Annotated in this window: 23 protein-coding genes; 17 read left to right on the forward strand and 6 right to left on the reverse strand. The window is 35.2% G+C overall.

Translation table 11 applies throughout. The features are described 5' to 3' along the window. Positions 1-133: 133 nt before the first annotated feature. The 9 genes from K0U91_RS11815 to lpdA all read left to right on the forward strand — a co-directional run bounded on the left by K0U91_RS11815 (position 134) and on the right by lpdA (position 7,896). Positions 134-2,131 carry a vWA domain-containing protein gene (locus tag K0U91_RS11815; RefSeq protein WP_220179775.1) on the forward strand — a complete coding sequence of 666 codons (1,998 nt, stop codon included), beginning with the start codon at positions 134-136 and terminating at the stop codon, positions 2,129-2,131. Positions 2,132-2,278: 147 nt separating this feature from the next. Continuing rightward, positions 2,279-2,782: a GbsR/MarR family transcriptional regulator gene (locus K0U91_RS11820; protein ID WP_219969457.1), complete on the forward strand. Its 504-nt coding sequence runs from the start codon at positions 2,279-2,281 to the stop codon at positions 2,780-2,782. A gap of 168 nt (positions 2,783-2,950) precedes the next feature. Then, positions 2,951-3,331: a hypothetical protein gene (locus K0U91_RS11825; protein WP_220179776.1), complete on the forward strand. Its 381-nt coding sequence runs from the start codon at positions 2,951-2,953 to the stop codon at positions 3,329-3,331. Between the two features lie 401 nt (positions 3,332-3,732). Continuing rightward, the gene (locus K0U91_RS11830; protein WP_220179777.1) at positions 3,733-4,134 is read left to right on the forward strand and encodes a hypothetical protein; all 402 of its coding nucleotides are present in this window, start codon (positions 3,733-3,735) and stop codon (positions 4,132-4,134) included. A 98-nt stretch (positions 4,135-4,232) separates the two neighbouring features. Next, complete coding sequence (locus tag K0U91_RS11835) at positions 4,233-4,643, forward strand: hypothetical protein (protein ID WP_220179778.1); 411 nt, start codon at positions 4,233-4,235, stop codon at positions 4,641-4,643. A gap of 63 nt (positions 4,644-4,706) precedes the next feature. Further along, the gene (locus K0U91_RS11840) at positions 4,707-5,162 is read left to right on the forward strand and encodes an SRPBCC family protein (protein ID WP_220179779.1); all 456 of its coding nucleotides are present in this window, start codon (positions 4,707-4,709) and stop codon (positions 5,160-5,162) included. Between the two features lie 61 nt (positions 5,163-5,223). Further along, complete coding sequence (locus tag K0U91_RS11845) at positions 5,224-5,928, forward strand: YqjF family protein (RefSeq protein WP_220179780.1); 705 nt, start codon at positions 5,224-5,226, stop codon at positions 5,926-5,928. A gap of 100 nt (positions 5,929-6,028) precedes the next feature. After that, positions 6,029-6,292: a hypothetical protein gene (locus tag K0U91_RS11850; protein ID WP_219969451.1), complete on the forward strand. Its 264-nt coding sequence runs from the start codon at positions 6,029-6,031 to the stop codon at positions 6,290-6,292. A gap of 215 nt (positions 6,293-6,507) precedes the next feature. Then, complete coding sequence (gene lpdA / locus K0U91_RS11855; protein ID WP_219969450.1) at positions 6,508-7,896, forward strand: dihydrolipoyl dehydrogenase; 1,389 nt, start codon at positions 6,508-6,510, stop codon at positions 7,894-7,896. 123 nt (positions 7,897-8,019) lie between these two features. Here the strand turns inward: lpdA and K0U91_RS11860 are convergent, their stop codons facing one another. From K0U91_RS11860 to K0U91_RS11870, 3 genes are all read right to left on the reverse strand, one after another. Beyond that, positions 8,020-8,469, reverse strand: a complete 450-nt coding sequence (locus K0U91_RS11860; RefSeq protein ID WP_220179781.1) for a DOMON domain-containing protein — start codon at positions 8,467-8,469, stop codon at positions 8,020-8,022. Positions 8,470-8,520: 51 nt separating this feature from the next. Beyond that, positions 8,521-9,231 carry an ABC transporter ATP-binding protein gene (locus tag K0U91_RS11865; RefSeq protein WP_220179782.1) on the reverse strand — a complete coding sequence of 237 codons (711 nt, stop codon included), beginning with the start codon at positions 9,229-9,231 and terminating at the stop codon, positions 8,521-8,523. Between the two features lie 84 nt (positions 9,232-9,315). Then, positions 9,316-9,888: a hypothetical protein gene (locus K0U91_RS11870; RefSeq protein ID WP_258561872.1), complete on the reverse strand. Its 573-nt coding sequence runs from the start codon at positions 9,886-9,888 to the stop codon at positions 9,316-9,318. Positions 9,889-10,557: 669 nt separating this feature from the next. Here K0U91_RS11870 and K0U91_RS11875 point away from each other — a divergent pair. Next, positions 10,558-10,917 carry an RNA polymerase sigma factor gene (locus K0U91_RS11875; protein ID WP_220179783.1) on the forward strand — a complete coding sequence of 120 codons (360 nt, stop codon included), beginning with the start codon at positions 10,558-10,560 and terminating at the stop codon, positions 10,915-10,917. A gap of 84 nt (positions 10,918-11,001) precedes the next feature. On the opposite strand, the gene K0U91_RS11880 is transcribed toward K0U91_RS11875, so the two are convergent. Beyond that, complete coding sequence (locus tag K0U91_RS11880; RefSeq protein ID WP_219969446.1) at positions 11,002-14,811, reverse strand: fibronectin type III domain-containing protein; 3,810 nt, start codon at positions 14,809-14,811, stop codon at positions 11,002-11,004. A 548-nt stretch (positions 14,812-15,359) separates the two neighbouring features. Here K0U91_RS11880 and K0U91_RS11885 point away from each other — a divergent pair. The 3 genes from K0U91_RS11885 (at position 15,360) to K0U91_RS11895 (ending at position 20,198) form a co-directional block, all read left to right on the forward strand. Next, complete coding sequence (locus K0U91_RS11885) at positions 15,360-17,864, forward strand: PIG-L family deacetylase (RefSeq protein ID WP_220179784.1); 2,505 nt, start codon at positions 15,360-15,362, stop codon at positions 17,862-17,864. Positions 17,865-17,964: 100 nt separating this feature from the next. After that, complete coding sequence (locus K0U91_RS11890; protein WP_220179785.1) at positions 17,965-19,656, forward strand: sodium:solute symporter; 1,692 nt, start codon at positions 17,965-17,967, stop codon at positions 19,654-19,656. Between the two features lie 23 nt (positions 19,657-19,679). Next, positions 19,680-20,198 carry a DUF2911 domain-containing protein gene (locus K0U91_RS11895; protein WP_219969443.1) on the forward strand — a complete coding sequence of 173 codons (519 nt, stop codon included), beginning with the start codon at positions 19,680-19,682 and terminating at the stop codon, positions 20,196-20,198. 68 nt (positions 20,199-20,266) lie between these two features. Here the strand turns inward: K0U91_RS11895 and K0U91_RS11900 are convergent, their stop codons facing one another. Then, on the reverse strand, positions 20,267-20,740 hold the full coding sequence (locus K0U91_RS11900; protein WP_219969442.1) for a hypothetical protein: 474 nt from the start codon (positions 20,738-20,740) through the stop codon (positions 20,267-20,269). A 556-nt stretch (positions 20,741-21,296) separates the two neighbouring features. Next, positions 21,297-22,205 carry a helix-turn-helix domain-containing protein gene (locus tag K0U91_RS11905; protein WP_258561873.1) on the reverse strand — a complete coding sequence of 303 codons (909 nt, stop codon included), beginning with the start codon at positions 22,203-22,205 and terminating at the stop codon, positions 21,297-21,299. 178 nt (positions 22,206-22,383) lie between these two features. Between K0U91_RS11905 and K0U91_RS11910 the strand changes: the two genes are divergently transcribed. From K0U91_RS11910 to K0U91_RS11925, 4 genes are all read left to right on the forward strand, one after another. Next, entirely contained in the window at positions 22,384-23,205 is an 822-nt protein-coding gene (locus tag K0U91_RS11910; protein WP_220179786.1) for an SDR family NAD(P)-dependent oxidoreductase, read from the forward strand. Positions 23,206-23,354: 149 nt separating this feature from the next. Then, positions 23,355-24,575 carry an MFS transporter gene (locus tag K0U91_RS11915; RefSeq protein ID WP_220179787.1) on the forward strand — a complete coding sequence of 407 codons (1,221 nt, stop codon included), beginning with the start codon at positions 23,355-23,357 and terminating at the stop codon, positions 24,573-24,575. 96 nt (positions 24,576-24,671) lie between these two features. After that, positions 24,672-26,087 carry an aldehyde dehydrogenase family protein gene (locus K0U91_RS11920; RefSeq protein WP_220179788.1) on the forward strand — a complete coding sequence of 472 codons (1,416 nt, stop codon included), beginning with the start codon at positions 24,672-24,674 and terminating at the stop codon, positions 26,085-26,087. Positions 26,088-26,153: 66 nt separating this feature from the next. Next, positions 26,154-26,942, forward strand: a complete 789-nt coding sequence (locus tag K0U91_RS11925) for a helix-turn-helix domain-containing protein (RefSeq protein ID WP_220179789.1) — start codon at positions 26,154-26,156, stop codon at positions 26,940-26,942. Positions 26,943-26,948 lie beyond the last annotated feature (6 nt).

Raw genomic sequence — 26,948 nt, forward strand, 5'->3', positions numbered from 1 at the left:
TTGAAAAAAGATTGTCATCAACATAACTTCTGTTTTAAAAAACAATAATCCAAAAAAAAAATTATTACTGAAACTTTTTCAAACTTTTGCATCTGTAATAGAACAGAGATGCTATTTTAAAAAATAAATGAATATGAAAAAAATATGTACAGTAATACTAGCTTTGGCGTTGTTAGGGAGTTGCAAAACCAAAAATGTTCCGGACTCTACAACAGAATCTAAAAAATTAAGTGTAAAAAAAGATCGAGATCAGGATGGTATTAAGAACAGTCGGGATAAATGCCCTGAAACTTCCGGACCAATCGAAAATAGAGGTTGTCCTTGGCCGGATTCAGACAATGACGGTGTTCCCGATAAAGATGATTCCTGCAAAGATGTTGCAGGACCTGTAGAAAACAATGGCTGTCCTTGGCCGGAAAATGACGGAGATGGCGTGATTGATAAAGATGATGCGTGTCCTACGGTTGCAGGACCAGCTGAAAATAATGGCTGTCCGTGGCTGGATACAGATGGAGACGGAATTTTGGATAAAGACGATGCATGTCCCACAGTTCCGGGAATGCCAGAATATAATGGTTGTCCGAAGCCTAAAACTGTTACCGCAATGGAAATTTCTAGTTCTTACATTGAAAGCTCTTATTCAACAGGGAAAGTCTATAATAATCATATAAGAGCTAAAAAGGTTAATAAAAAAACAATCATTAAGCAGAGAGATTATACTAATGAAGAATACGATGCTTTAGTTGAAAATCCATTTGAATTAACGAAAAATCAGCCGTTATCAACCTTTTCAATTGATGTTGACAATGCTTCTTATTCCAACATCAGAAGTATGATTAACGAAGACGATGAAGTATATAAAAATGCTGTAAGAGTAGAAGAGATGATCAACTATTTCAACTACACTTATCCTCAGCCAAAAAATAGCGATCCGTTTTCTATTAATACAGAATACAGTGTCGCACCTTGGAATCCTAACCATAAATTATTGAAAATAGGATTAAAGGGTAAAAATCTTCCGATGAAAAATCTTCCCATTTCGAATATTGTTTTTCTTATTGATGTATCTGGATCGATGGCTCGGGAGAATAAATTACCATTGCTAAAATCATCTTTTAAAATTTTATTAAATCAATTAAGACCTCAGGACAAGGTAGCAATTGTAGTATATGCAGGAAGCGCAGGAATGGTATTAGCACCGACTTCTGCGAGCGAAAAAGGCAAAATCATCGAAGCTCTAGACAGACTGCATGCAGGTGGAAGTACTGCCGGAGGAGCCGGAATAGAGCTGGCTTACAAACTTGCTCAGGAAAATTTTGTAAAGGGTGGAAATAATCGTGTGATTTTGGCAACAGACGGAGATTTTAATGTTGGAGATTCCTCAAAAGGAGATTTAGAAACTCTTATCGAGGAAAAAAGAAAAACAGGAATTTTCCTTACCTGTCTTGGTTACGGAATGGGGAATTATAAAGATAATAAGATGGAAACTTTAGCCGATAAAGGCAATGGAAACTATGCTTACATTGATAATCTTCAGGAAGCAAATAAATTCTTGGGGAAAGAGTTTGCCGGAAATATTTATACGATAGCAAAAGATGTCAAAATTCAGATCGAATTCAATCCTAAATATGTGAAATCTTATCGGTTGATTGGATATGAAAACAGAAAACTGAGAAACGAAGATTTTATTGATGATAAAATTGATGCAGGTGAGTTGGGTAGTGGTCACACCGTAACAGCTTTATACGAAGTCATCCCGAGTGATTCAGGCTCTGAATTTTTACCAAAAGCTAATAAATTAAAGTATTCAAAAACTTCATCAGCAAAAAATTTCGGAGAAGAATTAGCCACCATAAAATTCCGGTACAAAAAGCCTGCGGGATCAAAGAGCGCAGAAATTTCTCAAATCGTTAAAAATTCTGATAGTTCCAATGCGAAAGTAAGTTCAGATTTCAAATTTGCATCTTCAGTAGCATGGTTCGGCTTGGTTTTAAGAGATTCGAAACTGATTAAAAAGAAAAATCTCGATGAGATACAAAATCTAGCAAAGCAAAATAAAGGTAAAGATGAAGAAGGTTATCGCGCGGAATTCATTAACCTTATTGAAAAATATAAGGCTTTTAAAAAATAAAAAAAAATAAAGAAATTTCCTTGGAGATTTCTTTATTAAAATAAAGTTTCAAATATTATTGAAAATTCAAAAACTATGATTATATTTGTAATAGAAAATCAGTAAACTAAATAGCTGATTAACTATTAAACTTACTTATTAAAAGAAATGAAACTTTCAGAAGCTAAAGAAAAATACATTCAGACCTGGGGAACATTTGCGACCAGTTGGGGAATCAACCGTACTATGGCACAGGTTCACGCTTTACTTCTGGCAAACGGAAAACCGCTGTCAACCGATGAAGTAATGGAGTTGCTTGAAATTTCCAGAGGAAATGCCAATATGAACCTCCGCGCTTTGATGGATTGGGGAATTGTAAAAAAAGAGTTCGTTAAAGGTGACCGAAAAGAATATTTCATAGCAGAAAAAGATGTTTGGTTTTTATTTAAACAAATAACAAAAGAGCGCAGAAAAAGAGAGATCGAACCGGTTGTTTCTTTTTTGGAAGAACTTAAAAACATCGAAGACAACGATTCTGCAGAAGCTAAAGAATTTATCAAACTGATGGACGACTTTAGCAATGTAACCAACAAAATAAATAATATTATGGATCTCGCCATAAAAAGTGACGATCATTGGCTGGTCGGGAAGATTACCAATTTATTAAAATAATTGGTTGTCATTCTGAACATAAACTGAAGGTTTACGAACGAAGTTCAAAAGCGAAATAAAGAATCTCAGACAAATAAATAAAGCATAAAAAAGGATAATTTTCCTTTTTTTATTTCAAATAAACTTTCAAAAATTATTGAAAGTATAATAACAATAAAAACTCAAAACATGGAACGTAAAATTTTAAAAGGAGAAGTAATATTTCAAACGGTTGTAAGTCTTTTATTCTTTTTGCCCGTTGCCATTAATTACTATCAGAAAGCACAGGGATCAGATTTTTTTATAGCTCTGTTCTATGTTGGTGTTTCAAATCTGGTAGGCTTCTTATTGAGAGTTTCATTAAGTAAAAGCAGGTTTCACAGGTATTATTTTTACGGCGTTATTCTGTTCTTCATTGCCCTATATTTTAGCGCAGTACTGATGAGTGATTCCAGAATAGATTTTGTAGTAAATTTCATGGGTATCGGAGGCGTACTTTTTAATATTTACTATCTAATGTATGGCTTTTATAATGTTAGAACTATGCAACAAAGTAAAGCTGGGAAATAATTTTTTTAAAACAAAATTTCAAAAATTATTGAAAATATAATAATTATAAAATGTTTAATATTATTTCATATATCATTTTCCTGGCCATCACTTCGTATATCACGGTCGATGTGGGCAGAAGGTGCTTCAATTCAGGGAAATTATATCTGGAATATTTAATAAAAGACAAAGATTTTTGTCTTACTGTCAACAGAATTCTTCTAGGAAGTTACTATCTCGTTAATCTGGGTTATATCTCCATAAGTTTGAGTTTCTGGGGCAAAATTTCAACTATTGAAGAACTGCTTTACACTGTTTGCAACCGCATAGGAATAATTATTTTAATTCTTTGTGCTTTACATTTTATCAATATGCTCACGCTTTATGTTTTAAGAAAAAAATTAATATTAAAATAAATTATCATGACAACAACCATCCTTACCCAAACGTATAACCTTTCAGCGTACATGATCTATCTACCAATTGTCATTACGCTCACTGTACTGGTTTCACAATTTCTGTTTAAAAATTCAAAAACATTTATGATTGATATTTTTCATCAGAAAGAAGATATCGCAATGGCAACCAATTCGTTATTCAAAATAGGTTTTTATCTTTTAAATTTTGGTTTTGCCCTTTGTATTATTGAGTTTTTTCAAATCGAGACTGTTGAGAGACTGGTTGTAGCCTTAAGTAAAAAGATCGGCGGATTTTCTATTTATTTAGGAATAATGATGCTTTTAAATTTACTGCTTTTCCTGAAAGGTCGTAAACACGCAATTGCTAAAGATAAGTTACAAACTGAAGAAACTACCCAATTGTAATTTTCCAAAATAAACATTATGAAAAATTTAATCATTCATTTAATTCTGATATTTTACTTCGGAATTCATTCAAAAAGTTAATCTTAAAAAAAATAATCATGAAAAAATTTATAATCCTGGATTTTAATATCCAGACTGTACTTGTTACGTTATTTTTTATTGCTCTACTTCTTGACTTACTAGCATTTGAGAAAGGTATTTGTATCATATTCTACTTTTTATTGGCTTTAAATCATCTGATTAGTTCAAACATGAAATTTTTTTCAAAAAGCTATTCAAAAAATATTTTATTTAAAATTTATTATTTTGTTAGCATGGCTTTCATGTTAAGTTTTACATTACTTTTATTGGCCAGAAATTTCGAATTTTCAAATGAGTTTTTAGGTGAATTATGGTCAATTGTATTGTGTTTTGGTCTATTTGGAACCCCTTTTCTTGCAATTATTTATTATTTGATTTGTGATAAAGATTGTGAAAAATTGAAATTAGAAAATCATATAAATGCTTAATAGAAAAAGCTGTAGGATAACTATTACCTGGTTTTAGTATTATTAAAATCTAATTTTGTTTATATGTCTAAAATATATATTGAAACTATCATCAAAGCAGACATTCACAAAGTTTTCGATTTAGCCAGAGACATCGATCTGCATCAACAATCAGCATTTAAAACTCGTGAAAAAGCGATTGCAGGAAGAACTTCTGGATTAATGGAAAATGGAGAGACGGTTACTTGGCGGGCAAAGCATTTAGGTATTTATCAAACACACACTTCAAAAATTAGTGAGATGGAAGCACCCTATAAATTTACAGACTTTATGCTGAAAGGAACTTTTAAGTCATTAAAACATCAACATCTTTTTTCTCAAGAAGGAGAAAATACAATAATGACTGATATTTTTGAATTTGAATCACCACTCGGAATTATTGGAAAACTTTTTAATCGTCTTTTTCTTAAAAACTACCTGACCAAATTTCTCCTGACAAGAAATAAATTGATTAAAAAGACCGCTGAATTTTCTATTTAAAAATTAATATTTACCGAAGTACAAATTAATTTCATCTTAAACAATTCAAAAAAGAAAAATTATGAATTTTCTGAAAGCCGAATGGCGAAAATTAGCTATCATCAATTACAAGGTCAATCCTGAAATATTGTTAGAGTACCTTCCAACAGGCACAGAGTTAGATTTTTATAAAGATAAATGTTATGTAAGCTTGGTTGGTTTCATGTTTTTAAAAACAAAGTTGCTTGGGATACCTATTCCGTTTCACAGAAATTTTGAAGAAGTAAATCTTAGATTTTATGTAAAGAAAAAAGAAGGAAATGAGTGGAAGCGGGGTGTTGTTTTTATTAAAGAAATAGTCCCAAAACCGGCTTTAAGTTGGGTGGCAAATTTAGTTTACAATGAAAATTATAAAACAATGCGCATGAAAAATCATATTCAGCATACTGAAAACAATTGTATGGTTAAATATTCATGGAAAGATAAAAGTTGGCATTCTATAGAAATTACTTCTGATAATACAGCATTTCCAATGGGGAAAGATTCAGAATTTGAATTCATAACGGAGCATTATTATGGTTTTACAAAAAGACTCAATAAAACCTCAGAATATGAAGTCTGTCATCCGAAATGGGATTGCTACAAAGTTAAAAATTATCAGCTCGAAATCTGTTTCAACAAGATCTACGGTAAAGATTTTGAATTCTTAAATCATGAAAAACCTATTTCTGTAATGCTTGCAGAAGGTTCCGAAATCGAAGTTAAAACAAAAAAATATCTTATCTGAAATTGTAAGTAAATCTAGATCAGTAAATAATGTGGTATGATATATGCAACATCTATTCTAAACCTGAATGAATTTAATCTCATTCATAAAGTAAAATATCATGAAAAAGTTTTTAATATCAGCAATTGTACTCATAGGATTTTCAGTAAGTCTTAATGCTCAGAAAAGACCACCAGCTCCGCCACATCCGTCAAAAACTGAACTTTCCAACAGCAAATTACGTGAGTTGAATAAAAGATATAATTCTGAAAAGAAAATGATTCTCAATCATCCGGTGGCAACCAAAAAAATGAAGAATGATCAGTTGAAAGCATTAAATATCAGGTATCAGAACGAAAAAAAGTTGCTTAGAGCTACAAGATAAAAATAATTAAATTTAAGAATTGTTTAATTCTATCTTTTTATTATTACAAAATATTTAAGTTTATAATAATATAAATTACTAAGGAGAATGCTTTTGCGTTCTCTTTTTTATTTTTTAGGATACTTTTATTTTAAAAGTATCCTTTATATAATGACTACTAAGCAGGATGCATCATCCGATATTTTTCCTTAAATTCGCATAAAAATTTTAAGCTAATGAATTACGATATTATTGTCATCGGAAGTGGTCCTGGTGGATATGTTACAGCAATCAGAGCAGCACAGTTGGGGTTTAAAACCGCAATTATTGAGAAAGAAAATTTAGGAGGAATTTGCCTGAACTGGGGATGTATTCCAACGAAAGCTTTGTTGAAGTCGGCTCAGGTTTTTCATTATATCAATCATGCTGAAGATTATGGTCTAAACAAAGTGGAAGCAAGTTTTGAGTTTCCGAATGTAATCCAGAGAAGCCGTGGTGTAGCATCCAAAATGAGCAAAGGAATTGAGTTCTTAATGAAAAAGAATAAGATTGATGTTATTTTAGGGACTGCAAAAGTGCAGAAAGGTAAAAAAGTTTCTGTAACAGATAAGGACGGTAAAGTTACTGAATATTCAGGAACAAATATTATTCTCGCTACAGGAGCACGTTCGAGAGAATTGCCAAACTTGCCGCAAGATGGCAAAAAAGTAATCGGATACAGACAGGCATTGTCTCTTCCTGAGCAGCCAAAATCTATGATTGTTGTAGGTTCTGGTGCTATCGGAGTTGAATTTGCTGATTTTTATAACACAATGGGCACGAAAGTGACTGTTGTTGAATTCTTACCAAATATTGTTCCTGTGGAGGATGAAGAAATCTCAAAACACTTGGAGAAATCTCTGAAAAAAACAGGTATCGAAATCATGACCAATGCATCTGTTGAAAGCGTTGATACAAGCGGAAACGGTGTTGTAGCTACTGTAAAGACTGCAAAAGGAAATATCACTCTTGAAGCTGATATTTTACTGTCTGCTGTCGGAATCGCTGCAAACATTGAAAACATCGGACTTGAAGAAGTGGGAATCCAGACTGATAAAGGAAGAGTTTTGGTTAATGAATGGTACGAAACTTCGGTTCCGGGTTATTTTGCAATCGGAGATATTATCCCTACTCAGGCTTTGGCGCACGTTGCTTCTGCGGAAGGAATTACCTGCGTAGAAAAAATCAAAGGCATGCATGTTGAGAAAATCGACTATGGCAATATTCCGGGATGTACTTACTGCCATCCTGAAGTAGCTTCTGTAGGTCTTACCGAAAAGCAGGCAAAAGAAAAAGGTTATGAAATCAAAGTAGGTAAATTCCCTCTTTCTGCAAGTGGAAAAGCTACAGCCAACGGAAATACAGATGGTTTTATCAAAGTTATTTTCGATGCAAAATATGGAGAATGGTTAGGCTGTCACATGATTGGCGAAGGCGTTACAGATATGGTTGCTGAAGCTGTGGTTGCCAGAAAACTGGAGACTACAGGTCACGAAATCATCAAATCTATACACCCGCATCCAACAGTTTCCGAAGCAATTATGGAAGCTGCTGCAGCTGCTTATGGCGAAGTGATCCATATTTAATTTGATCATTCAATTTTAAATACTTTATAAACCACAGATTTTTTCTGTGGTTTTTTTAATTCGTTTTGTTTATAAATAAAAATTCCTAATCTCGAGATTAGGAATTTTAGTGTTATAAATAAATTAATTTTTGACAATCTGAGCATCTTGTCTTACTAAGGTTTCACCATTTTCGCCGATGACAACTAATGTATAAGGGGCTTTTTTTGAAGAATTGGTCAGATAGTTTCTCCAAACCTGATAAAATGTACCATTATTATTAAATTCGAAGTAGTAATTTCCGCCAGAACCATCGGGAACAACTTCTCCATCAGAAACAATCATGCTGGGTTTTGAAGTGATTTTTGTATTGGCGCCCCAAGATTGGTACAGATAATTTCCGTTTGGTTGTCTGTCTATTTTTATTTTAAACTTTTTAGTTTTGATAATCACCGTTTTCGGAATTTTTTCCTGAGAGTTTTGATCTCTTTTTTTGGTAATTTTCTCTACTGAATATGAAACTTTATTATCAATGACATGTGCAAGTGATAAAATAGGCAGTAATAATGCACACAATATAATTTTCTTAATCATTTTATAGGTCGTTTAGATTATTCACCGGAATGTCAACAAATTTAAAGCCAACTAAGAAAACATTTCAGTCTGTGTATAGCTCGCAAAAGCCTCTTCCAAACTGCCAAATTTCCCTCTAAACTCATCAATAGGGCAGTCTTGCAAAATATTACCTTTGTGGATCAGAATGACACGCGCACACAATGCTTCGACTTCCTGCATGATGTGGGTAGAAAGCAAAACCGTTTTCTGGTTACCGATTTCTTTGATTACATTTCTTATTTCAATAATCTGATTAGGGTCTAGACCATTTGTAGGCTCATCCAAAATCAATAAATCCGGCTGATGGATAATTGCCTGAGCCAAACCGACTCTCTGTTTGTAACCTTTAGAAAGCTGACCGATTTTTTTAGATTTTTCGGGCGTTATTCCTACCAGTTCAATTACTTCATCTACTCTTGTTTCAGAAATTTTGTGAATATTGGCGACGAACTGCAGATATTCTTTGACGTACATTTCCAAATAAAGCGGATTGTTTTCAGGAAGAAAGCCAATGTTTTTTTTGCTTTCAATCTCATTTTCCGCGATGTTTTTACCGTTAAAAATTATTTCACCTTCATCAATTTTAAGCGCGCCTACGATAGATTTCATCAGCGTAGATTTTCCTGCTCCGTTGGGACCCAGAAGACCGATAATTTCGTTTTTTTCTATTGAAATATTAATGGAGTTGAGTGCAGTCTGCCCGGCAAATTTTTTTGTGAGATTGATTACTTGTAGAGACATAATTTTAAATTAACCTTTGTGCAAAAATAAAATAAAAAAACTCATTCACAGAGAATGAGTTTATTATTATTGAGAAAATATCGGTTATTTTCTTGATTTCTTTTTTGGTACAGCAGGTTTAGCAGTTGCCGGTGTTTCGTTGACATAGGTTTGGGTATTTCCCATATTTGAAACAGGATTTACTCTTTGCGGAGCCTTATTGTATAAAGCCGCCTTGGTAGTACCGATTCCAAAAATTTTGTCAATCTGTTTTTTATTAAGAAACTGTGATTTCCCTACATATTTTCTGTTCTTATTAATGAACTGAATAAACTGTACGGTTGGCTGACCATAGTTTTTTTCATAATGAAGTTCGATAATATCATTGGGAAGCTCCAGCATTACATTCCCGGTAGGCTCGTCGATAAAACCATCTGTAACCAATTTATAAAGTCCGGATACATCTCCATTGACATCCAGAAAAGAAAAAGATCTGAAAGTATTAAGATTACTGGTATTGATATCCTGATAATTGAATGTGAACTTATTTTCTTTTTTATACAGGCCTACTGAGTTTTCTTTACCGATTTCCACTAAAGTTTCATTTTTCAAAACTTTAATTTGTGAAAACGCTGATATGCTAAACATGCAGGCAAATAGTAAAATTATTTTTCTCATGTGATTTATTTTGATATTTAATGATATTGGTAGAGCTAATTTAAAGATAATACGATAAAGGACAATTTTTTCTCGCACAAAATTAGTGATTTTTTTTTGACATGTATTTTTTCTTCATTACAATTCAATTAATTTACTTTTCACATTCACAAAGAAATGATGGTTGTCACACGCTTGAAACTTATTATTTCAGCATAATTTTCCTATGTAATCCTGTTGAAATATAAAGTTCAAATAGTTTATATGTTTTTATATCAATAGGTTTTAAAATGATTGATTTTTATTCGGTCGATCCTTCAGATATTTCAATAAGAAATCTCTGTAAATTAAACTGTGCAACATTACAATTTAAATATCAATCTATGATAATAGTTGAATCATAATTATGGAATTGCAATGGTTAAATTTTGTTAATTTTTAAGATAATTAAAATGATTTTATTTCAATTATTGAACTAAAGCACAATCATTATTGTTTTTAAAATATAGAAGTCTGATATCGAAAGATTTATATTTTGTTTTAAAATTATGTTTAGCATATAATTTGCTTTACGCTTGTGGAGAGGTGTGACATGTAAGTTACAAGATCACATCATCTTCATATTCTACATCTAAATATTTTAATAAAATGCAACGGTTAGAATAGTGGTAATGACAGTAAAAATGCTTAATGAAAACAAACGTTGCAAAAACATATTCACATCAGGAATTGTGCTTGTTGATACAACAAAACGCCAAGGACGGGTTTGACTGTCTATATGATCAGTACTGTTCTATATTTTATGGTCTGGCTTTAAAAGCTGTGCGTTCTGAAGAATATGCAAGGGATATTACTGAAATAACTTTTGTCAATATCTGGATTGCCATTCCTAGATTTAATCATAAACATTTGACGCTCAACTGCTGGTTAATGAATATACTGATAGCCGCCGCAAAAAATTATTTAGACTCTAAAAACATTAAATATGTTATCATAGCCGAAAACTTTCCGGGTTTTGGTTTTGAAATTAAGGAAGAAAAAGTATGCTGATTTAAATAATTCTTTATTTTATTAATTTTAAAAAAAATAAGCTCCCATTTCTGAGAGCTTATTCTGTTATTTAGAAGTATTTAATTATTCTTTAATAAATTTCTTCTGTACAGTACCATTAACATCTTCTATGTCGATCACATATAATCCGTTAATTAGTCTGCTGACATCAATCTTATTGTTTACGATCAATCCGCTTGATATCATTTGTCCTGCTGCACTGTAAATTTTATAATTAGCCTTTTTGCTGATATTTTTTACATTTAAAACTGTGCTAACCGGATTCGGATAAATCAATATTTCCGTTTGATTAATTGCTCCGGCAACAGGTTGCTTAGAGATTCTTACGGTATAATCTTCTACCTCACCGTCTGCAAAGCTTAGACAGTTTACCGGAATTCCATCTTTCTGCATTGCAACTCTCATCGTTACATACTTGTAATCTGTCATGCTTACAAATGCATCAACAGGTACACTGAATGTTGCGCTGGCCGTCGGGTTGGTATTTGGTCCGTCTGCAAGAACTCTTTCATTGATGTCGAAATACCCGTTTCTGTTAAAATCGATCCATACTGCAACTCCTGCACTTGTACCTGAGCCTAAGTTTTTGTCAATTGTAATCTGATTTCCTGAAGAACCCTGAATCATTTCAATATACTTCACCGGAACTCCTGTAAAGCCAGTATAATCAGTATAAGTAGAACCAAGAGATTCATTAATCATTTCAGGCTTACCAGTAGGTTTGGCCGTCACTTTTTCAATAAATCCTGCTGCAAAGCTGGCAGATGACATCTGACAATATAATACTGTAGGTGTGATAAAGTAATAAGGAAGCGTGTAGTTACCCGGCGTTCCGTTACAAACGTTAGCTACCTCCATTTCATATTTCGTTAATTCTAATAATCCTGTAATCGTGTATGTATTTACATTCACCGGAATGTTTGTCCAGCTAGGAATACCTACTTTTCTGTATCTCAAAACATAGGTTGCTCCGGGGAATGCGTCCCAAACTATTTCTGCACTTGTTGGCGTTAATGTAGTAATAGTCAATCCTGGAGGTGGTATTTCACAAATTCTTACAGTTGTGAACACCTGAGGATTTGACCATGGGTTTGGAGTGGCCGCTCCGATACATTTGCTTCTTACTTGAACTTCGTAAGTCTTGAAAGAAGTCAATCCTGTGATTGTGTATGAGTTTGCAGGCGGCTGAGGAATTGCAGGAGTATTCCAAGGAATTGTTCCTACTTCTCTCCATTGTAATTCATAAGATGCACTTGCAACAAGAGGGTTCCAGGTAACAACTGCCGATGTTGAAGTAACATTGGTAATAGTCACATTCGGAGGTGTAGGATCACATTTAGTTGTAAACTCGTTGTGTGAATACGTTCCAATGTTTGTAACATTACATACGGCAGCAACTTCTACCTCATATAAAGTCACAGGAGATAATCCCCCAAGTAAATAAGTTTGAGTAGTTCCTGGTACTGATGCAACATCTATTGGTCCCGAAACTGGTAACCATTGGGTAGTTCCTACAGGTCTGTATCTTATTTTATAATCAGCTCCTCCGTTATCTTGAGCCCAGGTTAAAGTAGCAGAATTATGTGTTATAGAAGCAGGTGCAATTGTAACTACCGGAGTAGTTGTTTTACAGATTCTAATCACCACATTGTCCACTGCAGCAGGTTGTTGAGTTCCTACAGAGGCATTGTTTCTCCATTCAAATACAAGTCTCATCGTAGTACCTGCAAAAGTACTTACGTTTAAGTTGGTATTGCTGTATGTCTGCCATGCTGACTGTTGATTAAAGTTCGCTCCTACCTGAATTCTTCCTGCACCCGCAGTAATTTGTGTTCCTGCTACTGGTACAAAACTGGCAGGTACGAGCCATACTCTTAAATAGTCTAACGTTGTTTCACCCTGAGCTTTCCAGTTGAATGAAAGGGTAGCAATCGTAGTTCCTGCAGGTACCGCAACATCTCTGTACGCATGTACTGTAGATAACGAAGTGATGGTATAAGCATTTGTAACCCCGTTATCATTTGAAACATAAATAGAATTGGCAGGGTTACCCGCGGCGTTACCAAAAACCCATTTATTAACCTGAGTTCCGTTTACAAAACCAAAATCATTGGTTGTAAATGGCTGAACGTAAGGAATTGTTGCCGGAATTTGTGTTGTAGTAAAACTTGGTCCGCCAACCCAAATACTTCTGTCTGTAGCACTACAAGCTGCTCTCACCCACCAATAATAGGTTGTATTAGGAACCAATGTATTTAAAATTACACTAGTTGCTGTAGTCGTTCCTGTAGGAACAGTAGTTCCAACGGGAGGAGTAGGACTAGTTGAAACATAATACTGATATCCGATTCCCGGAGGAGGTGTAGTGGCCGTCCAGCTTATGGTAGCTCCAACAGATGTTACTGTTCCTACTGCCATAGCTGTAGGAATTTTACAGGTTGGTATAAGTAAATTAATGTTATCAATCGCTCCTGCAGGTGCCGTTCCGAGACTTCCGTCATTTCTCCACTCAAAAACCAGACGTACAGTCGTCCCTGCAAAAGTAGCCAAGTTGACGTTGGTATTTAGATAAGATTGCCAAGCAGATTGTAAATTTAAATTACCTCCAACTTGTATTCTTCCTGCTCCCGCTGTAATCTGTGTACCAGCAGTAGGAGTGAAAGATGATGGAACCAGCCATACTCTTAAATAATCACAACATGATTCTCCCTGTGCAAGCCAATCGAATGTCAAAAGTGCTGGTGAAGCAGCGGTTGTTCCCGCAGGAACTGCTATATCTCTGTATGCCTGAACTACACTTAGTGATGTAATGGTATAGTCATTGGTCACACCATTATCATTCGAAATATAAATTGAATTTGGCGCATTTCCCGCAGCATTTCCATAAAACCATTTGTTTACCTGAGATCCGTTTACAAAACCAAAGTCATTAACCGTTGTGAAATTCTGGCTGTAAGGCATAATTGCCGGAATCTGAGTTGTCGAAAACTGCGGACCTGCAGACCATATGCTTGAATCCGTAGAACTACAAACTGCACGAACCCAAAAATAATAGGTTGTACTAGGTAAAAGAGTAGTTAAAGAAACGGATGTTCCTGTAGTTGTCCCCGTAGGGATCGTACCAGTCGTTGGAGAAGCAGAGCTCGTAGATATGTAATACTGATACCCATTGGCAGGTACAGGTGTAATGCCTGTCCACGAAATTGTAGCATTTGTTGTCGTAATTGCATTCACAGCCAATGCAGTCGGTGCGGCGCATGTAGGAATCAACATATTAATGTTATCAATAGCTCCGGCAGGTGGTGTACCCAGACTTCCGTCATTTCTCCATTCAAAAACAAGACGCATATTAGTTCCTGCAAAACTTGCAAGGTTAATATTCGTATTAAGATAAGTTTGCCACGTACCCTGCGCGTTCAGGTTTCCACCAAGCTGAATTCTACCTGCACCTGCAGCAATTTGCGTCCCTGGTGTAGGAGTAAAAGTAGAGGGAACAAGCCATACTCTTAAATAATCACAGCATCCTTCACCTTCTGCTCTCCAGTTAAATGACAATGTAGCTGGTGAGGCGGCCGTAGTACCGGCGGGTATTGCAATGTCTCTGTAAGCCTGCGATACATTAATGATATTATTGGTGTAGCCATTAGTGACACCATTGTCATTTGAAATGTAAATACTGCTTCCTAAATTACCTACTGCTGCACCGTAAACCCATTTATTGGCTTGGGTTCCGCTTAGCAAAGTAAAGTCGTTGCTCGTGTTAAAATCTTGAGTGTAAGGTAATGTTGCCGGAGCCTGAGCCCGTAGCAGTGGCATAAAACCAACATTCATCAAACACAAAAGAAAAATAAAAGAAGTAAATTTTTTTACCATATTTTTTTTATTTGAATTGTTAGATAACAAATTTAATCATTTTTACAATGTAAAAGGTAATCAGTAAGTTAAAATGAAGGATAATAAAAGAAATATTGGATATCATTCAAATTTCAGCATGGTTTAAGAACGAAATAAACAGTTTAAATGTAATAATAATCTTATTTTAAATGTATAAGAGAATGGTTATAAATAGAAAAACCTACACAAAAACTAAAATAACTTTGATGTCGGTATTGTGATCAGGAGGAGTCTATCCTAAGCACTTCTATTGGTAATTTGGTTTTTGAGCCAAATTAAGCAAAAACTACAAGCGCATTCTGTCAGGTAATTTTCTTGTTGGTTAAACTTTTGCAATTTAATTTTAAGCATTTGAGACAATCGAAGTTGAAATAGTGGATCTTTATTTGTTTTGATTACCTTTTACTTTCACAAAAAGATTTTACGAAGAATATAATAATAGAATATTTAGAGTTGCTATTGCTTTTTTTCTTTTAAGGTTGAAAGAAAAACGATTTACATATATTTGCCCCGCAAAGCAAATTCAAATGTTCAAAAAAGTAATCATTGTATTGATCCTTAGCTTTTATACGGTTTTTTGTTCGGCCCAACAGGTTCGGCCCTCAAAATCATCTGAAATTTACCGTGAACTCAAAACCCTTAAACACTTACCAAAAGTTTTATATGTTGCGGCTCATCCAGATGATGAAAATACAGGACTACTCTCCTGGTTAATTAACGACCACAATGTAGAAACAGGCTATCTGTCCTTAACCAGAGGTGATGGTGGTCAGAATTTATTAGGTACAGAACAAGGTGCTGCATTAGGTTTAATCAGAACCCATGAGCTTTTAGAGGCAAGAAAATTAGACGGTGCTCAACAGTTTTTTACGCGTGCGATTGATTTCGGGTTTTCTAAAAATACGACTGATACTTTTAAACAGTGGGATGCAGATAGCATTACTGCTGATGTAGTCTGGGTAATCCGTCAATTCCGTCCTGATGTGATTATTTGTCGTTTTCCTCCTACTGCTGCGGCAGGTCACGGACAACATGCAGCTTCGGCTGTGGTTGCGGAAAAAGCTTTTAAGTTGGCAGGTGATAAAACTGCTTTCCCGGATCAACTAAAATATGTCAATGTGTGGCAGCCAAAACGCGTATTGTGGAATACTTTCCGGTTTGGTGCAGTTAATACGACAGCCGAAAATCAACTGAAAGTTACCGTTGGACAATATGATGCACAATTGGGAATGGGCTATGGTGAATTGGCAGGATTAAGCAGAAGTTTACATAAAAGCCAGGGTGCGGGAACACAGTCTGTAGCCGGAATAAAAACTGAATATTTTTCCCATGTTGCTGGTGAGGCTGCAAAATCCACACTTTTTGACGGAATAACTAAAACGTGGACTTCAGAAGGAAACGCTGATATTGACCAATCATTAGATAAAATTATTTCCGCTTTCAATTTCAATGAGCCAGACCGTAGTTTACCTGCTTTGCTTGTTTTGCGAAAAAAAGTTTTAGCGTTAAAAGATTCAGACTTTAAAAAGGATAAAATAAAATCTCTCGACAATATCATTTTAAGCTGTGCCGGGTTTATGGGCGAGGTGGTTACCAATCAAGCGGAAGCTGTTGCCGGAGACCATTATAATTTCAAATTAAATCTGATTTCAAGAGCTACAAATCCTATTGTTTTAGAAAATGTAAAATGGTTGAGTCAATCAGAAAATTTCAACAGAAAACTGTCAAAAGATTCTTTAATTACCATTCAGCACGATATTCACATTCCTGCAGATGCAGAGCTCACAGAACCTTACTGGTTGGCAAAATCTCCCACGAACGCAGCAACTTTCTCTGTTCCGAATGATACTTTAGTCGGCTTGCCTGAGGCAGAATCACCATTGAATGTTTTGCTTGGTTTAAAAATAGGCTCGGAGAATTTTCAGGTTAAACTTCCTTTATCTTTCAAGAAATTAGATCCGGTGCGTGGCGATGTGGTCGAAGCCTTGCGCATTGTTCCAGCATTGGAACTGAAATTTGCACAACCGCTTTATTTAGTTAAAGAAAATGAAGATTTACTTTTGAGTTTAAATTTTAAGGTTAATTCCAATAAACAGTTTAGTAATGGTAAAGTTATTCTGATGTATAATGGAGAACGTTTAGGCGGAGGAGATTTAAAATCAATCAATGGAAAAGATCTTTCTGTCGATTATGTCATTCCAAAAACTAAACTTGCTTCAATAAAATCAAATCAATTACAATTGGATGCCAATTTTGTTGCAGATGGAGTCACTTATAACAAAAAACAGGTATTAATTCAGTATCCGCATTTACCTTCATTACAGTATTTTGCACCTGCAACAGTCGCAGTGATGAAAGGCGATATTCAGGCGAAGGTTAAAAAAGTAGGCTATATACAAGGAGCTGGTGATTTCATTCCTGAGTTCCTACGTATTGCAGGTATTCAGGTAGATGTCTTGAAAGACGAAGATTTTTATGGCAACTTACATGAATCCGGGGGAAACGGTAATCAAAACAAGCTCTCGCAATATGACGCCATCGTATTGGGTGTTCGTGCAAATAACACAGAGAAAAAGTTGGGACGCTGGATGCCTTTTTTGTGGTCTTACGTAAAAGCCGGCGGTAATTTGGTGATGCAGTACAACACGAATCAGGATACAACCGTTAACCAATTGGGAATGTATAATTTCAGTATTGCCAATAAACGCGTTACCGAAGAAAATGCTGAGGTTAAATTTTTAAATCCAAATCATAAATTACTAAACTTCCCAAACAAAATTACTGCAGATGATTTTAAAGGTTGGGTACAGGAGCGTGGCGCTTATTTCCCTGATCAATGGGATGCAGCGTATGAACCGCTTTTTGAAATGCATGATACCGCTGAAGAGCCTTTGCAGGGATCAACTTTATATGCCAAATACGGGAAGGGTAATTTTATTTATACACCGTTGGCGTTTTTCAGACAGTTACCTGCAGGAAATGTTGGTGCGGCTCGTTTATTTTTAAACTTTTTATCTGCACAGAAAAACTAATGAACAATCAGTTTAAAAATTGGAATATTTGGTACATACTATTAGCAATCGCATTAGTAGTTCAGATCGCATTTTATTATTTCTTTACTAAATTCTGGGCATGAGTACGATAGATTGGGCAGTTCTTATTGTTACACTGGTTGCAGTGGTGATCTACGGCGTATTCATCGGTCGTGGACAAAAAAGCAACGAATCTTACCTGAAAGCCGATAATAAAATGCCCTGGTACATTGTGCTTATAGGGATTATGGCGACACAGGCAAGTGCCATTACATTTCTTTCAGCGCCGGGTCAGGCTTATACAGATGGGATGCGTTTCGTGCAGTATTACTTTGGTTTGCCTTTGGCGATGATTGTGATCTGTATCACCTTCATCCCGATTTTTCAGCGTTTAAATGTGTACACCGCCTATGAATATTTAGAAAACCGTTTTGATAAAAAAACAAGGGTGCTCACTTCACTGCTTTTTCTTTTTTCCAGAGGTTTGTCAACAGGAATCAGCATTTATGCTCCGAGTATCATCTTATCAAGCGTTTTAAACTGGAATATTTATTTAACGAATGTTTTGACAGGCGGTATTCTGTTGATTTATACCTATGTTGGAGGAGCAAAAGCGATTGCCCACACCCAAAAATTACAGTTTCTCATTATTCTGGGAACAATGGCTTTTGCAGGGTATCTGCTTGTTCAAAATATGCCAAATGGAATTGGTTTTAACGACGCGCTTTATCTGGCGGGGAAATCCGGAAAGCTCAATGTAATCACCACAGAATTCGACTGGAAGGATAAATACAATATCTGGAGCGGATTAATTGGTGGTTTTTTTCTGGCGCTTTCTTATTTCGGAACTGACCAGAGCCAAGTCGGGCGCTACATTACTGCTAAAGACAATACCAATGCAAAAATGGGCTTGCTGTTGAACGGATTGGTTAAAATTCCGATGCAGTTTGCGATTCTACTGATCGGTGCTTTGCTTTTCGCATTCTTTTCTTTAAAACCGGCTCCGATTTATTTTAACGAAAGATCTTATCAACATTTAAAGGAAACAAAACCTCAACAGGCTGCGGTTTTCGAACAGGAGCATCAAAATTTACAAATAAAATTCAATGCAGAATCAAAGGAAATTCTGAAGCTGAAAGAAACTCAATCTTCCCAACTTGAAACAAAAATTCGGGATTTTAAAAATACACAAACTCAGGTAAAAGATTTACACCGAAGGGTAGAAGAAGCTATCAATCAATCAAATTTTAATGCAGAGAAAACCGACACGAATTATATTTTCCTGTATTTTGTAAAAAATACCTTGCCTGTAGGAATGATCGGTTTACTGTTTGCTGTTATTTTTGTGGCCAGCTGGGGTTCAATTTCCGCAGCGCTGAATTCCCTTGCGGCCTGCTCATTAAAAGATGTTCATCTGATATTTAAAAAAGAAATTCCTGATGACGCAACCGAACTCAAGTACAGTCGACTTCACACCTTGGCGTGGGGAATATTCTCCATCGGCGTAGCTATGTTTGCCACTCAGATGGGTTCTCTTATTGAAGCGGTGAATGTATTAGGATCTCTTTTCTATGGCCCGATATTGGGGATTTTTCTTGTCGCATTTTATTATAAAAAAATTGATGGTCCGAATGTATTTATGTCTGCCATTTTATCTGAAATTACGGTGATTGCCGTGTATAAATTCGATATCGTTTCTTTCCTTTGGCTGAATGTCATTGGTGCAGCGGCAGTTATTATATTTTCGGCAATCGGATTATTGTTTTATAAGCCGAAAGCAGTAAATTCGTAAATGAACAAACAAACAAAAATTTTATGAAAACAATGATCAAAACTGCTACCGTACTTGTAGCTGCAATGACAATTTCAGTAAATGCCTTTGCACAGGAAGCTAAAAAACCAGCAAGTCCTCCAGCTACTGCAACAGGAAAAATTAAAGATGCAACCATTACCATTGCCTACAGCAGTCCGTCTGTTAAAGGGCGTACAATATGGGGTAGTCTAGAAGCATATGATAAAGTTTGGCGTGCGGGTGCGAATGAAGCAACTACATTCACAACGGATAAAGACATTACCGTTCAGGGTAAAAAACTTCCTGCAGGTAAGTATAGCTTTTTCTTAATCCCTAAAGAGAGCGGAACCTGGACTGCGATTTTTAACAAAGAGCCCAAACAATGGGGTGCTTATAAATATGAAGAAGCTAAAGATGCTTTACGGGTGGATGTAAAAACCAAAGCTTTACCAGCAACACAGGAAACTTTAGTATATAAAGTAAACAAAAATGGATTCACAATGGATTGGGATAAAATCTCAGTTCCTGTAGAGATCAAATAATTGTCAATATGAGAAATTTAAAGTCCCGTTTATTCGGGATTTTTTTGTTTAAATTAAAATTTTCATTTTTATATAATGTGTTGTAAAAATTTTTTATTTATTTCTTCTTTTATAAAATTTTCATCATCTTTAGTTAAAAAGCCTAGTGGTGCGTAACCAGTATATTTTCTTTTAAAATCTTCGACTATTTTATGATACACTTTATCTTTTTGAATGTATGGGGAATTATATCGATTGATTTTTTCAAATTCTCTTGCAATATCATTAAAAAATATTTTAAGGTAGGTTTTATCAGTGATTTCCCTTTTCCACATCAAGAGCCAATTAATTTGACTTGCGATGGTGTTCGTATTTTCCGGATATCTTAGCTCCTGTTTTAAGAAAAAACGAGGATTCTCTTTGGTAAATCTACAGACAAGATCATAATTTTTACCCATTCTTTCGTTAAAATCTGAAAGGTTAAGCTGAGCGATTCTTAAATTTTCTACATTTTTGTCTATTGTTTCCTGAGATACATCTTTTTCAATTGAAATTATATTCACAGATAAATATTTGAAATTTTGACAAATATACTTAAGAAATTGCTGCCATGGTTTATATTTTAGGGTAGATGAACGTAGAACAAAACAATAAACTGATTACCTAGTTATATAATTTCGGTTAATAGACAATGTAAAGCAGATTTTCAAATTACACAGAATGATAACTCCTTGTTTGTAGCATGTGAAAATGATTAGTTTTGTGACATTTTTAATAAAGAAAATGGCGCCAACAGTCTTCAGTTGGCGCCATTTGGCAAATTAGTGACCAAGACGAGCGTATCTTCAAACACTTTTATAGATGATTTGGTTAGATTGAGTCAAATTAAACACGAATTACAAAACTCATTTTTATCAAACAGATTCTTTTAGTTTTTGTTCAAATGCAATTTAATTTCCAAAACTGTTAGCAATAAGCATTGGAACAGTAAGTCTTTAATTGGCATTTCCGGTCTTGTGTCCATAACCCAAGAAATATCGAAACATTTGGTTGAAGATAGCGAGTTTCATATATTTTTAAGTAGATGACATCAAAGGATTTTTAATGAAAAACCTAAAACTATATACCGACTTTATCCCGATACTGCACAGGCGTCACGCCCACAACCTTCTTAAACAATCTCGTAAAATAAGAAGGACTTTCAAAACCAAGATCATAAGCAATTCCGGCAACGTTGTTTTCTGAACTTAACAATAGATTTTTCGCTTCTTTAATCAAATAGATATGAATATGCTCTAAAGCGGTTTTACCTGTTTCCTGTCTTAAAACATCACTTAGATATCGGGTTGATACAGAAAGTTTTCCGGCCAGATAATTTACAGTGGGTAAGCCTTCTTTTAAGTGCAAGTCTTTTTCAAAATAAGCATCCACTACTTTTTGGAACTTTTTTACCATTGTTCCGGAAACATTCAAACTTCTGTCGATGAATTGTCTTTTGTAGAACCGGTCTGAATATTTAAGGATAGAATCGATGTGCGAAAGAATAATTTCACGACTGAATTCATCCGAGTTTTCATCATATTCTTTTCTGATTTTATCGTACAGTTCCCACATTATGAGTTCTTCAGCCGGAGAAAGATGTAAAGCTTCATTAATCTCATATTCGAAATATCCATATTTTTTGATTTGCTCAAAAAGTGGATGACCGGAAAGATAATCTTCGTGGAAAAACATCACAAAACCTTTTTCTGCAAACTGAACATTACTCACTTCAATAATTTGTCTCGGCTTCATAAAAACCGTAGAACCATTGCTGTGATCATATTTTGTTTTACCGTAAAGAACGTAACCAGACTTGATCTTTTTTAAAGCCACCATATAAAAATCCCCGGTAAACTTGTCTTCTCCTACCGAGTAAGTCATCAGTTCTTTGCAGGTCATCAAACTTAATAAAGGATGTTTGGGTGCTTCAAAACCGCTTTTCTCGTGGAGCTCGGTTATGCTTTTGTAATGGTTGATCTTTTCCATAGTTCAGTTTTAAATCAAAGGATAATAGTTTTTGTTCCTAATTATTTTCAGGCAGCATAGAAAATGGTTTCGTATTTCTGTGCTATTCTTCCGCTGATTTGGGTTAGACCATCAGCAGTAGGTTGAGATAACTTTGTCCTATCAAAATTAAACAATTAACAATTAAAATTTTAACAAAATGCAAAAAACAATTTTTATCACAGGAGCATCAAGAGGATTCGGAAAACTATGGACAGAAGCTTTTCTTAAAAGAGGAGACAAAGTAGCTGCAACTTCCAGAAACGCAGATGCTTTTAAAGATCTGGCTGAACAATATGGCGACCAATTTTTACCTCTTTCTTTGGATATTACAGACAGAAAATCAGTTTTTGAAACCGTACAAAAAGCAAAAGAGCATTTCGGAAGTTTAGATGTGGTCATTAATAATGCAGGTTACGGCGTTTTCGGAGCGGTTGAAGAAGTTGGGGAAAAGGTTACTAAAGACGTTTTCGAAGCGAATGTTTTCGGAACACTTTGGGTAACCCAGGCAGCTTTGCCAATTTTCAGAGAACAGGGTAGTGGTCACGTTATTCAGCTTTCAAGTGTTCTTGGAGTTTGGAGTTTACCGACGCTAGGGATTTACAACGCAACTAAATTTGCTGTAGAAGGTTTCAGCGAAGCTTTGGCAAGCGAAGTAAAAGATTTTGGAATCAATGTTACGATGATTGAGCCAAACGGTTATACAACAGATTTCGGTGGAACATCAGCCATTCACGGCGATGCGATTCCTGCTTATGATGCTTTAAAATCAACTTTAGGAGAAATGGAAGGTCTTTTACCAGAAGATTACGGAAAACCGGAAGCGACCGTTCCAGCAATTCTTAAATTAATCGACAGCGAAAATCCACCATTACGTTTATTCTTAGGAAAATTAGGATTGCCAAAAACAGAGCGTGTTTATGCAGAAAAAATCCAGACCTGGACAGATTGGAAAGAAGTTTCTGAGGCAGCACACGGATAAATATATCAAACAATGATATAAGAAACTGAGAATTTCATCAGAATCAATTTCAATGTAAAGAAGTGATTTTGATGAAATTTTGCTTTTTATATTCAATCGGATAATTACAAAAGTAACCACTGAAACCAAAACATTAATCGAAAATTATTATGAAACCACAAAACTTAAAATATCTTCAAAGCAGCACTTTGCTGGCATTTATACTGATTCCTTTAGGAGGTTTGACTACAGACATTTATATTCCATCATTGCCGGCAATGTCTAAAGATTTGAATGTATCGATGCAGCAAGTGCAACTTTCTTTACTGCTTTTTATGGTCAGTTCCGGTTTCAGTCAGCTTTTTATAGGAAGCATTCTGGACAGTTTTGGAAGATATAGAATCAATATCATTGCTCTCATTATTTTTTCAATGGCGAGTTTTACGATTGCTGCCGTTCCCGATATCTACGTTATTTACGCAATGAGAATTATTCAGGGGATCACGGTCTCGTTGATAATTGTCGGGAAAAGAGCCTTTTTTGTAGATATGTACAAAGGCGAAAAACTGAAACATTACACCAGTTTATTTTCCATCGTTTGGGCTACAGCTCCTATTGTCGCTCCGTTTATTGGCGGTTATCTGCAGGTACATTTGGGCTGGCAATCTAATTTCTACCTTTTAGGTATTCTCACGGTAACGGTTTTGCTTTTTGAGCTGAGATTCACAGGAGAATCTTTAAAAAACTTTCAGAAATTCAAACGAAAAGAAATCTCTACTGTTTATAAAAAGATGTTGGGAACACCGGATTTTATATTGGCTTTACTGATTATTGGGCTCAGTTATTCGCTTTTAGTGATTTATGGAATTGCAAGTCCTTTTATTATCGAAAAAGTGTATGGCTATACGCCGGTAGTTACAGGCTACAGTTCTTTAGCCTCTGGAATTGCGTTGATGAGTGGTGGTATTATTTCAAAACTATTAATTAAAAAAGGATTATTCCTAAAAATTAATACCGCTGTTTCTATTCAAATCATAATAGCGGTTTTGATGCTCATCATTACCTCAAAATGTGACAGTCTAATTTTCCTTCTGGCATTTACTTTATCAATTCATTTACTTTCCGGATTTATTTTCAACAATGCTTATGCTTACAGTTTACAGAGATTTACTACCAATGCGGGAATTGCCAGCGGACTGACTGGTGGAGGTGTTTATGTGGTAAGTTCAGTAGTTGGATATGGTTTGATTAATATATTTGACATCAAAAACATCCAGACTTTATCCGTGGTTAATGTACTAATTATCTCGCTACTGCTAATCAGTATTTTGTTGTTCAAAAGAGCTACATCTGAAGGCAAAGAAATTCCAGAACATTTGGTTAAAAATTAATATTCAAAATGACCTTTTTTACAAACCAAATTTGAACTTTTCTACAAAGTTAAAGACAAATCATCGTCCTAAATTTGTTTCATTAAAATCATCAAAATGAAAACAGTAAATAAAGTTTACATCAACGGCGAATTTGTAACGCCTCACGGAACAGAAATTTTTGACCTTATCAATCCTTCCAATAATCAAAAGATTGGCGAAGTGACATTGGCTGACGAAACCGACACGAAAAATGCAATCGCTGCCGCCAAAGAAGCTTTTAAAACATTTTCTAAATCAACAGTGACTGAACGAATCGATTATTTAACAAAACTAAAAGTAGCAGTTGAAAAAAGACAGCAGGATTTCATCGATATAATGATTGAAGAATACGGCGGCACTCATCAATTCGTCACAATGAGCAACAAATATACGGGCGCTTGGTTCGACAGTATGATTGAAGTTCTTAACACCTATAAATTCGAAAAAACAATCAATTCTTCATTGGTAAAATTACAACCCGTCGGTGTAGTCGGAATCATCACACCTTGGAATGCCAGCAACAGTTCGGTTTGCAGCAAAGTAGCAACAGCCATTGCCGCTGGATGTACCGTTGTCATCAAACCGAGCGAAATGAGCGCTTTGCAGACACAGGTTTTGATGGAAGCTTTCCACGATGCAGGTTTGCCGAAAGGCATTATCAATTTTGTAACAGGTTTGGGAAATATTGTTGGAACAGAATTAACCGGCAATCCAGATGTTTCCAAAATCTCCTTCACAGGTTCCACGGCAGTCGGAAAACTGATTGCAAAAACGGCAGTTGATACAATGAAACGGGTCACTTTGGAATTGGGAGGAAAATCTCCAAACATTATTCTCGACGATGCAGATTTGGAAAAAGCAATTCCGATGGCAGTTTACGGTGCTTATATGAACAGTGCTCAGGCGTGCATTGCTCCGACAAGACTTTTAGTTCCGGAAAATAAACTCAATGAAGTCAATGCAATTGCCAAAACAGTTGCTGAAAAGATGGTAGTTGGCTTACCTCAGAATGAAAACACCAATATTGGTCCGATGGTCAGCGTAAAGCAATTCGACAGAGTTCAAAATTATATTAAAATAGGTTTGGAAGAAGGCGCAACTTTACTTGCAGGTGGCGAAGGAAAACCCGAAGGTTTGGAAAAAGGAAACTTTGTAAAAGCAACCATTTTTACCAATGTCAACAACAAAATGAGAATCGCACAGGAAGAGATTTTCGGTCCCGTTTTATCCATTATTCCTTACAAAACCGAAGAAGAAGCGATAAAAATTGCAAACGATTCGCCTTATGGTTTGGCGGCTTACATCAGTTCAGCGGACGAAGATAGAGCAATGCGTGTTGCTTCTCAGATTGATGCGGGAAGAATCTGTGTAAATGGTTTCAGTCACGACCCGTTGGTGCCGTTCGGTGGTTTCAAACAATCGGGAATCGGAAGAGAATATGGTGCTTACGGTTTGGAAGCTTATCTTGAACCAAAAGCCATTCTGAAATAATAATTTGTAAATTTGATAAAGCGTTATCGCCACAGATAACGCTTTTCTTTTAATAATCATTACAAGATGGAAACACCAGATATAGTTTATTCCTGCTACCACGAAGTGAGCAGAAAGGGCGAAAATTTTGTTCCGAAACACACGCTTTCGTATCAGATTTCGGGTAGTTTTGTGTTGGCAGATGACAAAGAAAATTTTACGGCGAATCCTGGGGATTTCAATTTAATCAGAAAAAACCAATTGGTTAAATTTGTCAAGATTCCACCTGAAAACGGTGTTTTTGAAAGTATGAACATTTATTTGAGTGATGAAAATTTAATCAATTTTTCAAAAGAATATCATTTAGAAGCAGAACATTCTGTTGCTACTAAACCTCTTATTCCAATAGAGGTCAATGCAGTCCTTCAGAATTTTATGACTTCATTAAAAACAATTCTTGAAAGCGATTTCAAAAACCAATCTTTAATAGATTTAAAAATAAAAGAACTTCTTCTAATTTTACTGCAAACGAAACCCGAACTGAAAAATATCCTTTTCGATTTCTCAGAGCCATTTAAAATTGATTTGGAAGCGTTTATGAACCAAAACTACCGCTACAATGTTAATCTCGAGCGTTTCGCTTATTTGACGGGAAGAAGTCTTGCCACTTTCAAGCGTGATTTTGAAAAAGTATTTCAAACTTCGCCCCACAAATGGATTCTTCAAAAACGGTTGAATGAAGCACATTTCCTTATGAAAGAAGGTAAATCTGCATCGGATATTTTTGTCGATTTGGGTTTTGAAGACCTTTCGCATTTTTCTTATGTTTTCAAAAAGCAGTTTGGGTACAGTCCGACGAAAATTGAGAAGGTTTAAGACTAT

This window comes from Chryseobacterium sp. LJ668, assembly GCF_019613955.1.
Classification (GTDB): domain Bacteria; phylum Bacteroidota; class Bacteroidia; order Flavobacteriales; family Weeksellaceae; genus Chryseobacterium.